A 13829-nucleotide genomic window follows, 5' to 3' on the forward strand; every position below is an offset into this window, starting at 1 on the left:
TCTTCCGGCGCTGGTTTCGCGGCGATCGTAACGCGCGTAGATGTCAGATAAACCCCCCTACGGAAGCCGTTACCGGATCGTCGCGAACGGAAGGTGTCCGGGCCGGTCACAAGCGGTTACGGGGCGGAAACGCGAGGTCATCCGAGCGGGGGTCGCCTCGCGGTTCGACCGCGTCAGACGTCCAGCAGCGCGGCCGCGGTGAACAGCTCCACACCGACCGTGATGGCCTCTTCGTCCACGTCGAAGTTGCCCCGGTGCAGATCCAGTCCGCGGGTGTCACCCGGCGCGCGGACACCGAGCCTCGCCATGGCGCCCGGGATCTTCTCCAGGTACCAGGAGAAGTCCTCGCCGCCGAGACTCTGCTCGGTGTCCTCGATCGCATACGATCCGCGGCGGACCGTCATGGCGGCGTCGAGGAGGCCGATGGTCTCGGCCTCGTTCACCACGGGCGGCACCCCTCGGACGTAGTCGATCACCGTCTTGGCCCGGTACATTCCGGCCACCTCGTCGATCGCCGCGTGCACCAGGTCGGGGGCCTGCCGCCAGCTCTCCAGATCGAGGCAGCGGACCGTCCCGGACAGCTCGGCGTGCTGCGGGATGACGTTGGGCGCGTGACCGGTCTGCAGCCGCCCCCAGGTGACGGCGAGGCCGGCCCGTGCGTCGACGCGCCGGGCGAGCAGCGCGGGCACGTCGGTGGCCACCCGGGCCGCCGCGGTGACCAGGTCGGTGGTGAGGTGCGGGCGGGCGGTGTGTCCCCCGGGGCCGTCGAGGGAGATCTCCAGGCGGTCGCAGGCCGAGGTGATCGGCCCGATCCGGAGCCCGATCTTCCCGACGTCCACCTTGGGGTCGCAGTGCACCCCGATGATCCGTCCCACCCCTTCCAGCACCCCGGCCGCGACCGCGTCGGCGGCGCCGCCGGGCAGCACCTCCTCGGCGGGCTGGAAGATAAGCCGCACCGGGTGGGGCAGCAGCCCCTGCCGGTCCAGATCGCTCAGGACGAGGCCCGCCCCCAGGACACAGCTCGTGTGGACGTCGTGCCCGCAGGCGTGCGCCCGGTCGGGCACGGTGGACCGGTAGGAGACGCCCGCCTTGGTGTCCGGGATCGGCAGCGCGTCGATGTCGCCGCGGAGGGCGAGCATCGGGGTCACGCCGTCCCACTCCCCCACGTCGCACACGAGTCCCGTGCCACCCGGAAGCACCTGTGGTTCCAGACCGGCCTTCTCGAGCCTCGCCTTGATGGCCGCGGTGGTGCGGAACTCCTGGTTGCCGAGCTCGGGGTGCATGTGCAGATCACGGCGGAACGCGATGAGCTCGGCACGGAGGTCGTCGGGCAGGGCGCCGGGCAGGACGGCCTCGGCGTGGGGCGCACGGGACTTCAACTGGTTCACCCATCCAAGGGTAGGCCCCTGACACCCGCAACTGGCCACAGATCAACAAAAGTTCAGCCGCACAGGGGAACAAAAGACGGCCGAAGACGTGTGACCGCATCACCCGATGGGTAAACTTACCCGTTTTCGCCGGTCCCGGACCTGCGCATCGGGGCCCTGGAGTACAGTCCCTTCCCTCCGCGGGCGACCTGTCGGCCCACCCCGTGAAGACGTACATCGGCCACAAGGACGGCGTTCCCGTTGACCAGTGACACTCCCGGCCCGCCGTCCACCCTGCTTCAGCGGTTCGACCGGACCTTTCACGTCTGGACCTACGGCGTGGGCCACTCACAGCTGCTGCTCCGCGCCCGCAAGAACCACGCGGAGGAATACCGGCTGGACCTGCGCTTCGTGGCGGTCGACTCCATGCAGTTGGTGAGGCGGTACGAATGCCTGGAACTCCACTCGGTCGACGACGACACGTTCGCGCGCGTCTTCGAGGCGTCCGGCGTCCCGCCGCGATGGCGTGACTCCCGGCTCGTGGTCCGGTTGCAGTCCCGCACCGGCACCGGGTACGTGCAGTGCGCGCGCGTCACGGTCGACCGGCACCCGGACGACGAGGGAGTGCCCGCGGTCCCGGACGTGGTCTGGAGCCTGAGCCCCTCCGGGCTCCGCGCCCGGCGCGAGCCCGACGCCCTGCGTCCGGATGCCGCGCCGGTCACCCAGCGGGTCCGCGTCGACCCGTCCAGGCGCGGCACGGACCGTAGTTGAGCGAAGCCCGTACCGCTCCGCATAGGCTGCTGCCGTTGGCCAACGCATGACACGGGGGTACGGGGCTGATGAGCCAGGCGATGGATGTCTTCGAACCGCTCCAGGCCGACGACCCGCCGGTGGTCGCGGGCTATCGGCTCGTCGCACGGCTGGGTGCCGGGGGGATGGGCCGGGTTTATCTGTCGCACACACAGGGCGGTCGCCCCGTGGCGATCAAGGTCGTGAGGCCCGAGCTGGCCGACGATCCGGGTTTCCGGCGGCGGTTCGGCCGGGAGGTCAAGGCGGCCCGGCAGGTCCGGGGTGCGTACACCGCCGAGCTGGTCGACGCCGACCCGGACGGCGTACCGCCGTGACTGGCCACGTTGTACGTACCGGGGCCGTCCCTTTCGGAAGCGGTGGACCGGCGCGGGCCGCTGCCGGTTCCCGCGGTGCTGTGGCTGATGGCAGGGGTGGCCGAGGCGCTGCAGGCCATCCACGCCGAGGGCATCGTGCACCGCGACCTGAAACCGTCGAACGTGCTGCTGGCCGCCGACGGCCCCCGGGTGATCGACTTCGGTATCGCGCTGGCCGCCGACGGAACCTCGTACACGGCGACGAACGGCACGATCGGTACACCCCCGTTCATGGCCCCCGAGCAGGCGTCCGGGGACGAGATCACGGCTGCCACCGATGTCTTCGCGCTCGGCCAGACCGCTGCCTACGCGGCCCTCGGCAAGCCGATCTACGGCGACGGCCAGGCCGTCAACGTGCTGTACCGGATCGTGCACTCCGCACCTGATCTGTCCCTGCTGCCCGAGCCGCTGCGTCCGCTGTTCGCCCGGTGTCTGGCCGCCGACCCGGCGGAGCGGGCCACGCCGGCGGAGGTCGTCGAGTGGTGCAGGAACCGGCTGGGGGCGGACGCGGGCGGTGGGCCCACCGTGTGGCGGGAGATCACCGGGCCGGAGGTGGCGGTTCCGGCTCCGGCACACGAACCGACCCGTACCTACCCGCCGTCGCCCGTACCGGCGTCCGCGGTACCGACGTCCGCGCCGACCTCCCCGCAGCCGGCGTTCGGGTGGCCTCGGTCGTCTCCCGAGCCGGAGCCGACGCCGGAACGGCGCAAGGCCCGCAGGCGGCGTACGGCGCTGATCGCGGCGGCCGGGGTGACGGGGAGTGCGCTGCTGGTGGTGGCCCTGGCGTGGTCGCTCTCGGACGCGATGAACCGGATCGGTGACCGGAGGGCGGACGGTTCCGGAGCCTCCGCGCCGGGCCCGGACGCACTCTCCTCGTCATCCGCACCGGGGTCCTCGTCGGGCCGCTCCTCGGACGGTTCGGTCGACCGGGACGACTCGGCTTCCGCGGCCGGCTCCGCCGGGGAGGCGGCGGCCTCGCAGGAAACGTCCGAGGACCCTCGGCCGGAGGTGTTCGCCCCGCTGCATCTGGGCGCGGAGAACTCGCTGAGCCTCAGGAGATCGGACCCGCAGCTGGAGAGCCGCAAGGGTGAGATCCGGTTCGGCTGCGAGACGGTCGGCTGTGAACTGAAGAGTGATGACGCGGTGTTCGTCCAGATATTCGGAGGCCACGGGACCTCTCTCGACATGTGCCGGCTCATGCTCCGCAACGCCACGAAGCACAGCTGGCCGCTGGCCGGTGCGGCGGCCGGCAGCGAGATCTGTATGAAGGACTCCGAGGGCAACATCGGTCTGTACGTGATCCGGACGAAGTCGACCGCCCTCCCGGAAATCGCCTTCCTCCAGGGAGACCTCACCGTCTGGCGGAACGCGGACCGCTAGGGAGCGCCCGCTCACGGCGTGGTCCCGCGCGGAGCTCGCACCGCGCCGGGTCCGCGCGGCACCGCACCGGGGTGAGGGCGGCCGGCGCCGCCCCTCATCCCTCCGTGACCGCGGTGACCGCCGTGGCCCGCCACGGCGCCAGCCGCTGCACGTCCTTGGCCGTCTCGGTGACACCGCTCAGGAAGCCCTGGGCACGGGGCGACGCCGTGTCGCGGAGCCATTCCGGTGCTATGTCGCACACCGCGACCTTCACTCCCGTGCCCACCAGGGCCAGGGGAAGGGTGTGGACGACGGTGGACGGGAAGCTCAGGACCGTGTGGCCGATGGGGCCTCTGCGGGCGATGAGCTCCAGGGGAAGGTCGGGGCGGACGATCTCCAGGCCGGTGGCGGATTCCAGGGCGTGGAGCTTGTCCGCGGACTCACGGCGGTGGGCGAAGTAGCGCGTCGCGCCGTGCGCGCGGGCCAGCGTGGTGACCGCCTGCTCGTAGGGGGCGGGGTCGATCACCCCCGTCTCCACGAGGGAGGTGCCGACCAGGTCGGCGCCCTTGGTGATGAGCGGCGGGCCGAAGCGCTCCCGGGTCCAGGCGAAGGCGTTCGCCGTGACCTCGATGCCCTCCGGGGCCTCCACCGGCATGGCGGTGAACACCTCGACCGTGCGGGACGCCGACGGGGTGAAGCTGCGGCGGGCCGCGGAGGTGACCGGGGCCAGGAGCAGCTCGCGCGGGCCCCCGCTGCCCCTGCGGTGCCATCGCACCAGGCGTTCACCGCGCGCGAGTTGGGCGACGAACTCCATGGTGGCGGTGCCGTCGTCGACGACCGTGATCCGGCGGGTGCGGACCAGGCTGAGGAGCAGTTGCACGTACCGGGAGAAGGGGTCCCCGATGACGATGCGTGCGGCCTTGCGGATCAGGCCGGTCAGCGCCCGCAGGGCCTTCAGAGGCGCGCCGGTCTCCCCGCGCGCCTCCTGCCAGCGGACGGTGATGCCCTCGTCGCGGGCCAGCTCCGCCATCCTGCGCAGCTGTCCGCGCGACATCGGGTCGACCGGGGGGAGGACGACGATCGTGGTGTCGGTTCCTCCCCGGGTGTGGGTCCACTCCAGGACGTTCAGGAGCTGGACCGGGCTCTCGACGAAGGCGAGGTTCACCGGTCGGCCCGTCAGACCGCGACCGGCTCGGCGGCCGGCGCGTTCTCGCCCTCGGCGACGACGCCCGCGACCCGGCGGAGCTTCTTCATCGGGCCGAGCTCGGACTCGTAGACCTTCTTGACGCCGTCACCGAGGGACGCCTCGATGGTGCGGATGTCACGGACGAGGCGGGTGAGGCCCTGCGGCTCGACGGAGGCCGCCTGGTCGGAGCCCCACATGGCGCGGTCCAGGGTGATGTGGCGCTCGACGAACGTGGCGCCCAGCGCGACGGCGGCGAGGGTCGTCTGCAGGCCCGTCTCGTGGCCGCTGTAGCCGATCGGGACGTTCGGGTACTCCTGCTGCAGGGTGTTGATGACCCGCAGGTTGAGCTCCTCGGCCTTCGCCGGGTAGGTCGAGGTGGCGTGGCAGAGCAGGATGTTGTCGCTGCCGAGGACCTCGACCGCGTGACGGATCTGCTTCGGCGTCGACATGCCGGTGGAGAGGATGACGGTGCGGCCGGTGGAGCGCAGGGCGCGGAGCAGCTCGTCGTCCGTGAGGGAGGCCGAGGCGACCTTGTGCGCGGGGACGTCGAACTTCTCGAGGAAGGCGACGGCCTCGGTGTCCCACGGGGAGGCGAACCAGTCGATGCCGCGCTTCGCGCAGTGCTCGGCGATGGCGGTGTACTCGGCCTCGCCGAACTCGACGCGGTGGCGGTAGTCGATGTACGTCATCCGGCCCCAGGGGGTGTCGCGCTCGATGTCCCACTGGTCGCGCGGGGTGCAGATCTCCGGGGTGCGCTTCTGGAACTTGACGGCGTCGCAGCCGGCTTCGGCGGCCACGTCGATCAGCGCGAGGGCGTTGTCGAGGTCACCGTTGTGGTTGATGCCGATCTCACCGGTGACGTAAACGGGGTGGCCGGGGCCGGCGGTGCGGGTGCCGAAGGTGCGCAGGCGGGAGGTGTTGCTCATGGTGGTGCTTCCTTACTTGGTGGGGGTCGCGGGGACGTCGGTGGCGACGGTGAGCGTGGGGCCCAGGAGCCAGGCCGCGATCTCGCGGATGGCTCCGGAGCCGCCGGGGTTGGTGGTCACGGCGCGCGCGGCGGCGCGTACCGAGTCGTGGGCGTTCGCCACGGCGACGGGCCAGCCCGCCAGGCCGAAGCACGCCAGGTCGTTGACGTCGTTGCCGACGTAGAGCACGCGGTCGGGAGCGACGGACTGCTCCTCGCACCACTGCTTGAGCGCCAGGTCCTTGCGGTCGATGCCGTGCAGGACGGGGACCTGGAGTTTGCGGGCGCGGGCGGCGACGACCGGATTCTGTTCCGTGGAGAGGATCAGGACCGGCAGGCCGGCCCGGCGCAGGGCGGCGATCCCGAGACCGTCGCCCCGGTGCACGGCGACGATCTCGCGGCCGTCGGAGTCGATGAGGACGCGGTCGTCGGTCTGGGTGCCGTCGAAGTCGAGGACGACGGCGTCGACGTCCGTCCGGGTGGGGTACGGCGAGGGGTCCAGGAGCGGGGCGAGGGCGCGGGCCCGGGCCAGGTCGTGCGGGTCGTCGACCTCCAGGACCCGGGCGGGGTCGGTCCGTACGAGCGCCGTGTGGCCGAAGAAGCGGTGGCGGTGGGTACGGAAGCCCTCGACGTCCATGGCGTAGGCGGCGCCGGTCTCCAGGTAGTCCTGGGGCCGGTCCTGGCGGCGCGGGCGTACGGCCTTGTCGTGGTTGACGCCGTAGGTGTCGTCCTCGACCGCGCCGCCGTCGCGCCACACGAAGCCGTGGAAGGGGGCCACGGTGACGGCGGTGTCGGCGCCGTCACGGGCGACCGCGGCGGCGACGCCGTCGATGTCCTCACGGGTGATGAAAGGGCTCGTGCACTGGACCAGGAGCACCACGTCCGCCTTGCGGCCGTGGGCCGCCGACTCGTAGGTGTGCAGGGCGTGCAGGACCGCGTCCTCGCTGGTCGCCGTGTCACCGGCGATGGCGGCGGGCCGCTGGACGCAGTGCAGCCGGGCGTCCTCCCCGAGCGCCTCCCCCGCCGCTCCGGCCGCCGCGGCGATGGCCGGGTCGTCGGTGGTGACGACGACGTCGGTGACCTCGGGCGAGGCGAGACAGGCGCGGACGGCGCGGGCGACGAGCGGTACGCCGCCGACCCGGGCCAGGTTCTTCGCGGGCACGCCCTTGGATCCGCCACGGGCGGGGATCACGGCGAGCACGGTGGGGGTCGGGGTCATGGTTGCTCCTGGATCGGTGGTCACAGCTCGCCCATCCGCCGGATCACGGGGGCGACCCGCTGGACGCCGTGGCGGTAGGCGCCGCGCGCCGCGTTGCGTACGGTCTCGCGGACGGCTCCCCGGACCCGGCCGGTCTCCCTGGGCGTGACGGCCCCCGGCAGCGGGTGGCCGTCGGGGCCCAGGTGGTGGCGGGCGAGGATGCCGGGGAGGTATCCGGGCGCGGTGGCCGGTGTGTAGTAGGGGGCGAGGCGGGGAAGCGGCCCGGCGGCCAGCAGTTCCCCGACGCGGGCGCGGGCGGTGTCGTAGGCGGAGGCGTACGAGCCGTCGGCGGCGACGCCCTGGCCGGCGAGCCATTCCTCGTCGGGTTCCGGGCGTACGCCGCCGTCGAGGTGGTCCCAGGACGTGATCAGGCCCGATCCGACGAAGTGGTGGTTCCCGAGCGTCTCGCGGACGCCGAGGTCGGAGAGGACGGCCGTCGGGATCCGCCGGTGCAGGGACTCCAGTGCGGCCGTCGAGGAGACGGTGACCAGCAGGTCGGTGCGGTCCAGGACCTCGCCCATGTGTCCGTACACGAGGCGGAAGTTGGGCGGCAGGCCGCCGGGGAGCCGCTCCGCGAGCCGCTGGTAGGGGAGTTCCTCGATGTGTGTGGTGTGCTCCCCCGGCTTGGAGCGCAGTTTCAGCAGCACCTCGCGGCCGGGGTACAGCCTGGCGTGCTCGACGAGCCGGCGCAGCAGATACGTGCGGTCGGCGCGGGACGCCGGTACGGAGGGCTGGGCGGCGAACACGACGGTGTCGCGCCCCTCCTGCGCCCGGTGCGGTTCCCCGCCGAGGAACGGCAGGGCCGCCTCGGTGACGGAGGACGCGTCGGCGCCCACGCCCTCGTACACGGCGCGGAACCGCGCGGCGTCGTGGCGGGAGTTGGCGAGGACGACGTCCGCGCCGTGGCGCAGCAGGAGTCCGTCGGCGAGCTTCTCGTAGACGACTCCGACGTAGCCCGTGACGACGACGGGCCTGCGGGGCAGTTCCAGTGCGGCCAGACCGTGCAGCATCGCCTGGACCGCACCGCCGACGAGGGCGAGGACGACGACGTCGTACTCCTCGTCCCGCACGGTGTGCAGGAACTCGACCGCGGTCACCTCGCGCACCCGGCCGGCGTCGACCCCCACCTCGCCGACCTCGGCGAGCTGGCGGGGGGTCGGGGTGGCCCGGCCGCGCAGCAGCAGCCCGCTGATCTCGACGGGGCGCTCCGCCGTGCCGGACTCCGAGGCCCCGGAGAGACGGCGCGCGGTGAGCGCGCCCCACTTCCATCGGGTGTCGGAGTCCGCGAGCACGGCGATGCGGAGGGCCGCACGGTCGGCTGTCGGGGTGTCGGCCGGAGCGGCCGTTTCATCGGTACGGGGGGGGCACGTCCAAGAAGCTAGGAAGGCATAACGAGGAGCGGCCCAACGCGGGGGCAACAGATGGTTAACTCCCCGCCGACGCTTGGGGATCGGGCCTCCGGAAAGCCTCTTCGCGCAGGTGGGACGGGCAGGTTAACGGAGCCGACACGGCTCGTTCATCCCCTGTCCTTCCGTGGGACAAGCCGCATGACAGGCCGCCGCCTAGCGTGAAGCTCGTGGTTAAGCTCTCCGTCATCGTGCCGTTCTACAACGTGCAGACATACGCGCCCGACACCCTCAGAAGCCTGCGCGCGAACGCGCGTGAGGACTTCGAGTTCATCCTCGTCGACGACTGTTCCACGGACGGGACGTACGACATCCTGCGCCGCGCGCGGGACGACATCCCCGGGGCGGTCGTGATCAGACACGAGCAGAACGGCGGGCTCGCCACCGCGCGCAACACCGGTCTGGACGCCGCGACGGGCGAGTACCTCACCTTCCTGGACGGCGACGACTGGCTCGCTCCCGGCTACTACGCGCGGCTGCTCGCCGCCGCGGAGGACCTGGGGTGCGACTTCGTCCGCGCCGACCACGTACAGGTCACCGGCAGGGCGCGGACCGTGCACCGGGTGCCGCACGGGCTGCGGGGCGTCCCCTTCAGCCCGCGGGACGCCATCCTTCCGGCCGACCGCACCACGTCGGTGGACTACCCGTACGCCTGGGCCGGCATCTACCACCGCCGTCTCGTCGACCGCGGGCTGCTGCACTTCACGCACGGACTGCGGACCGCCGAGGACCGGCCGTGGATCTGGCGGCTGCACCGGGAGGCGGAGAGCTTCGCCGCGGTCGGCCTGCTCGGCGTGTTCTACCGGCGTGGCGTCGCGTCCTCGCTCACCCAGATCGGCGACGTACGGCAGCTCGACTTCATCCGGGCCTTCGACCAGGTCATCGAGGAGACCGCGCGGGATCCCGAGGCGGACAAGCTGCTTCCGAAGGCCGTCCGCACCTACGCGGCCGTCATGGCGCACCACCTGGACTCCGTCGAGAGGTTCGAACCGGCCGTCGCCCGCAAGCTGCGCTCCATGAGCGCGGCGGCACTGCAGCGACTCCCGCAGGACCTCCTCAGCGACACCCTGGACTCGCTCGGTGACCAGCGGGCGGCGCGGCTCCGCCGAGTCCGACGCCGTCCGGTCCCCGCGGGGACCGTCCCCTCCGTCACCACAGGAGCCTCCACCTGATGTCCGGCCGCCGTTCCACCCAGCTCTTCTTCGCCTGCTCGCAGTACGCGGCCGCCACGGTCACCGCCGCGATCCGGGCGGGCCTGTTCGGCCCGCGCGACGAACACCGCCGGCTGCTGGTCGTCAGCGACACCTCGTACGCCCCGGAAGTGGGCACCCCGCTCGACCGGATGGACGGATTCGAGTGCCTGCGGCCCGAGTTCGACACCGTGATCTCCTGGAACGACTTCATCAGCCCCTTCCACCCGGCGGGCTGGTTCCCGCGTGAGCAGGACACCCTGCTCTGGGAGCGGTATCTGCGTCTGGCCTGGGACCTCGGTGACGGTCCGGTGGAGATCGCCTGCGAGTCCATCCAGGCGAACCCGTCCAACGCCGTCGCGAAGATCTTCGGCGAGAGCCCCGTCCACGTCTACGCCGACGGGCTGATGAGTTACGGCCCGACCCGGAGCAAGATCGACCCGTTGATCGGCACCCGTGTCCAGCGCCTTCTCCACCTGGACCTGGTACCCGGCCTCCGGCCGCTGCTGCTGTCCGAGTTCGACGTGGCGTCCGAGATCGTCCCCACGGCCGAGTTCCTCAAGGTGCTGTCCGAACTGTCGGACTCGGCGCAGGCGTTCACCGCACCGCAGGTGCCGGACTCTCCCGCACTGCTGCTCGGCCAGTACCTGTCGGCGATCGACGTCCTGACGCCCGCGGAGGAGGAGGACCTCCATGTGCGGATGGTGCGCGGTGCCGTCGGGCTCGGGCACCGCCGGATCGTCTTCAAGCCGCATCCCTCCGCCCCCGCCGGCTGGTCCCGCGCGCTGGAGGAGGAGGCGGAGCGGCTGGGAGCCGAACTGACCGTGCTGGACGCGCCGGTCATCGCCGAGGTCGTCTATCAGCGGCTGAACCCGGCTCTCGTCGTCGGCGCGTTCTCCACGGCCCTGCTCACCGCCTCCGCCTTCTACGGCATTCCCGTCGCCCGTATCGGCACGGACACGCTGCTCAGCGGTCTGACCCCGTACCAGAACAGCAACCGGGTGCCGCTGACGATCGTGGACGCCCTGCTGCCCGACCTGGAGGATCCGGCGGAGGTCACCGCGTGGTCCCTGCCGGACGAGGACACGGTCCAGCAGGAGTTCACCGGGCTGGTCACCGCCGTCGGCTTCGCGATGCAGCCGAAGATCTACCCGCAGCTGCGCCCGGCGGCCGAGGCGTTCCTGGCCCGGCAGTCCGCAGCCGGCCGGAACCGCTACTTCCGGCGTCGCCGTCTGACGGCACTCGCGCTGCCCGGAGCGCTGCCCTCGCAGTTCGACTTCCTCCCCCGCAATCCCACCGTGCGCAGGTTCGCGCGGCAGGCGAGGACCTGGCAGCGGGCGGCGAGCCGCCGGATGCCGGGGGCGGGCCGGGTCAACGGCAGCTGAAGTCGCGCACGACCGTCCGTCTTCCCGGGGGGAAGACCGTGGAAGACGTGGAAGGACCACCGAAGTGACAAGCGCGCCGGCCTTGCCCGCCCAGGCAGCGATCGACCGTCCGGAACCCCGCCCGGAGCGCGGGAGCGGGAGCGGGGGCGGAGGCCGCCTGCGCGCCCTGGACGGGCTGCGCATCCTGGCCGCCCTGATGGTCTGCCTGTACCACTACGCGGGCAAGAACGGCCCGGTGGCCGAGGCCTGGGGGCAGTCGCCGGGGCTGAAGTTCCCCACGCTGTCGTCGTTCGCGACGTACGGCAGTCTCGGGGTGCAGCTGTTCTTCGTCATCAGCGGCTTCGTGATCTGCATGAGCAGCTGGGGCAGGAGCCCCGGGGACTTCTTCCGCTCCCGCGTCGCCCGCCTGTACCCCGCCTACTGGGCCGCGATCGTCGTCGTCACCGCTGCCGCGGTGCTGCTGCCGGTGGTGGTCCGGCCGCTGCCGCTGAACGAACTCCTCGTCAACTTCACGATGCTGCAGCAGCCCATGGGGGTGGACCGGGTCCTCGGGGTGTGCTGGACGCTCTGGGTGGAGATGCGGTTCTACCTGCTGTTCGCCGTGTTCGTGGTCTGGCGGGGTGTGACGTACCGGCAGGTGGTGGTCTTCTGCATCGGCTGGATCTTCGCGTCCGTGTTCGCACGGGTCGCCCAGAGCCCGCTCACCGACGTCCTGGTGATGCGGGACCACGCCCCGTACTTCATCGGCGGCCTGGCCCTCTACCTGATCCACCGCTACGGCAGCGACCTGTTGCTGTGGGGCATCGTGCTCACCAGCTGGCTCCTCGGCCAGCGGTACTCGGTCACGGCCCTCTGGCACCCCGGCATGGAGGGCGACTTCGCGCGTTCCCCGTACGTCATCCAGGCGATCGTGACGTTGGCGTTCGTCGCGGTGGCCGCCGTGGCCCTGGGCTGGCTCAGCTGGGCGAACTGGCGCTGGCTGACGGTCGCCGGCGCGCTCACCTACCCGTTCTACCTGCTGCACGAGCATCTGGGCTGGTTCGCGATCCGGATCATGAACCGCGCGCTGCACCTGCCGCCGCAGGTGACGCTGGTCGCGGCGGTGGCGACCATGCTCGTCCTGGCCCATCTGCTGCACCGCCTGGTGGAGAAACCGTTCGGCCCGCGGCTGAAGCGCGCGATGGCGGCACAGGCGGCGAGGATTCCGCTGCGCGAGCGGGCGGGCTGAGGGCGGGCCGCATACGGGTGCCGGATCCACGGAGCCCGGCACCCGGCCTTGACCTCGACTTCGCTCGAGGTCCTACGGTCCGGGGCATGGACTACTCACATGACGACGCGGGACTGGCACGGCAGCCCATCGGCTACTGGAGCTGGGCCGCCCACGAAGCGACCGTGACCCACATCCGGGCCGCGCTGGCCGAACACGGTCTGACCCAGCCTCCCTGGTGGGTCCTCAACCAGCTGACGGAGGCGGACGAACACGGCCGTCCGCGCGGCGAGGTGGTCGCGACGCTCCGCGGCTACCTGAACGTCGGTGACTCGCTGGAGCCCGAGATCGACGCCCTCGTGGCCAAGGGCCTGGTCACCCAGGACCCCACCGCCCGCCTGCGGCTCACGCCCGAAGGGCACGCACTCCGCGCCGAGGCGTTCGAACGGGTCGGCAGGGCGAGCGCGGAGATCCACGCCGGGATCCCGGACGAGGATTTCGTCGCCGCCCTCAAGGTCCTCCAGCGGATGATCCACAACGTGGGCGGCAAGGCCTGGCACCACTGAGTCCTGAGCCCCGCCGCCGGGTCCGGCCCGGTCAGACCCCGCCGAGCGACAGCTTCGCCGCGAAGCCGAGGAACAGCACGCCCGCCGCCGAGGTGGCCCCCGCCGACAGCCGCTTGCGGCGGCGGAACACGGTGGCCAGACGGGTGCCGCCGAAGATGAGCGCCGAGAGGTAGAGGAAGCTGCCGATCTGCAGCAGCGTGCCCAGCAGCAGGAAGGAGAGCGCCGGATAGGCGTAGCCGGGATCGACGAACTGCACGAAGAAGGAGATCAGGAACAGGATCGCCTTCGGGTTGAACAGGCTGACCACGAGCGCCCGCCGGTACGGGTGTTCCACGCCCGCCGCCGGTGCGGCGCTCTCCTCCGTCAGCTCGACGGCCCGCTGGTGCCGCTCACGCCACATCGACACGGCGGTCCGCATCATCCCGATCGCCAGCCAGGTCAGATATCCGGCGCCCGCGTACTTGACGACGGCGAACAGCAGCGGCGTCGTCTGCAGCAGGGAGGCGGCGCCCAGCGCGGACAGGGTCATCAGGACCGTGTCCCCGGTCCACACACCGGCGGCGGCCACATAGCCGGTGCGCACCCCCCGCCTGGCGGCGACGGAGAGCACGTACAGCGAATTCGGACCCGGCAGCAGAATGATCAGCACCAGGCCGGCGAGATAGGTCGGAAGATCGGTGACACCCAGCATGGACGGAGTGTCGCACGCGGGTGCGGCACTCCGTCCAGGTGGTTCACATCGCGGAGGACCGGTCCGCGTCGCCGTCCGGCAGCCGGC

General features: G+C 71.8%; 11 protein-coding genes and 1 pseudogene. 6 read left to right on the forward strand and 6 right to left on the reverse strand.

Annotation, left to right across the window (positions count from 1 at the left end):
- Positions 1–173: 173 nt before the first annotated feature.
- Complete coding sequence (locus IA22_RS0114450; protein ID WP_015578468.1) at positions 174–1388, reverse strand: amidohydrolase; 1215 nt, start codon at positions 1386–1388, stop codon at positions 174–176.
- Between the two features lie 240 nt (positions 1389–1628).
- Between IA22_RS0114450 and IA22_RS0114455 the strand changes: the two genes are divergently transcribed.
- Complete coding sequence (locus IA22_RS0114455) at positions 1629–2138, forward strand: hypothetical protein (RefSeq protein ID WP_030123846.1); 510 nt, start codon at positions 1629–1631, stop codon at positions 2136–2138.
- Between the two features lie 68 nt (positions 2139–2206).
- Positions 2207–3910: pseudogene (locus tag IA22_RS34110) on the forward strand (serine/threonine-protein kinase).
- Between the two features lie 94 nt (positions 3911–4004).
- On the opposite strand, the gene IA22_RS0114465 reads toward IA22_RS34110, so the two are convergent.
- From IA22_RS0114465 to IA22_RS0114480, 4 genes are read right to left on the reverse strand one after another with little or no spacing between them, the layout of a single operon-like run.
- The gene (locus tag IA22_RS0114465) at positions 4005–5054 is read right to left on the reverse strand and encodes a hypothetical protein (protein WP_030123847.1); all 1050 of its coding nucleotides are present in this window, start codon (positions 5052–5054) and stop codon (positions 4005–4007) included.
- A gap of 11 nt (positions 5055–5065) precedes the next feature.
- Entirely contained in the window at positions 5066–6001 is a 936-nt protein-coding gene (locus tag IA22_RS0114470) for an N-acetylneuraminate synthase family protein (RefSeq protein WP_030123848.1), read from the reverse strand.
- Positions 6002–6013: 12 nt separating this feature from the next.
- Positions 6014–7258, reverse strand: a complete 1245-nt coding sequence (locus IA22_RS0114475; protein ID WP_030123849.1) for an acylneuraminate cytidylyltransferase — start codon at positions 7256–7258, stop codon at positions 6014–6016.
- Positions 7259–7278: 20 nt separating this feature from the next.
- The gene (locus tag IA22_RS0114480; RefSeq protein ID WP_051694797.1) at positions 7279–8715 is read right to left on the reverse strand and encodes a DUF6716 putative glycosyltransferase; all 1437 of its coding nucleotides are present in this window, start codon (positions 8713–8715) and stop codon (positions 7279–7281) included.
- 158 nt (positions 8716–8873) lie between these two features.
- Between IA22_RS0114480 and IA22_RS0114485 the strand changes: the two genes are divergently transcribed.
- The 4 genes from IA22_RS0114485 to IA22_RS0114500 all read left to right on the forward strand — a co-directional run bounded on the left by IA22_RS0114485 (position 8874) and on the right by IA22_RS0114500 (position 13051).
- The gene (locus IA22_RS0114485) at positions 8874–9875 is read left to right on the forward strand and encodes a glycosyltransferase family 2 protein (protein ID WP_030123851.1); all 1002 of its coding nucleotides are present in this window, start codon (positions 8874–8876) and stop codon (positions 9873–9875) included.
- The gene (locus IA22_RS0114490; RefSeq protein ID WP_030123852.1) at positions 9875–11278 is read left to right on the forward strand and encodes a polysialyltransferase family glycosyltransferase; all 1404 of its coding nucleotides are present in this window, start codon (positions 9875–9877) and stop codon (positions 11276–11278) included. The genes IA22_RS0114485 and IA22_RS0114490 overlap by 1 nt, the downstream gene beginning before the upstream one ends.
- 64 nt (positions 11279–11342) lie before the next feature.
- Positions 11343–12506 carry an acyltransferase family protein gene (locus tag IA22_RS0114495; RefSeq protein ID WP_030123853.1) on the forward strand — a complete coding sequence of 388 codons (1164 nt, stop codon included), beginning with the start codon at positions 11343–11345 and terminating at the stop codon, positions 12504–12506.
- A gap of 86 nt (positions 12507–12592) precedes the next feature.
- Positions 12593–13051 carry a MarR family winged helix-turn-helix transcriptional regulator gene (locus IA22_RS0114500; RefSeq protein ID WP_014154466.1) on the forward strand — a complete coding sequence of 153 codons (459 nt, stop codon included), beginning with the start codon at positions 12593–12595 and terminating at the stop codon, positions 13049–13051.
- A gap of 31 nt (positions 13052–13082) precedes the next feature.
- On the opposite strand, the gene leuE is transcribed toward IA22_RS0114500, so the two are convergent.
- A complete protein-coding gene (gene leuE, locus IA22_RS0114505; protein ID WP_014154467.1) occupies positions 13083–13742 on the reverse strand; it encodes a leucine efflux protein LeuE in 660 nt (219 codons plus the stop codon).
- Between the last annotated feature and the right edge of the window lie 87 nt (positions 13743–13829).

It is taken from the genome of Kitasatospora papulosa, assembly GCF_000717245.1.
Lineage (GTDB): Bacteria > Actinomycetota > Actinomycetes > Streptomycetales > Streptomycetaceae > Streptomyces > Streptomyces papulosus.

Coding starts and splice junctions, on each gene's coding strand:
- IA22_RS0114470 (WP_030123848.1), bottom strand. CDS start 6,001: ATGAGCAACACCTCCCGCCTGCGCACCTTCGGCACCCGCACCGCCGGC.
- IA22_RS0114475 (WP_030123849.1), bottom strand. CDS start 7,258: ATGACCCCGACCCCCACCGTGCTCGCCGTGATCCCCGCCCGTGGCGGA.
- IA22_RS0114490 (WP_030123852.1), top strand. CDS start 9,875: ATGTCCGGCCGCCGTTCCACCCAGCTCTTCTTCGCCTGCTCGCAGTAC.
- IA22_RS0114500 (WP_014154466.1), top strand. CDS start 12,593: ATGGACTACTCACATGACGACGCGGGACTGGCACGGCAGCCCATCGGC.
- leuE (WP_014154467.1), bottom strand. CDS start 13,742: ATGCTGGGTGTCACCGATCTTCCGACCTATCTCGCCGGCCTGGTGCTG.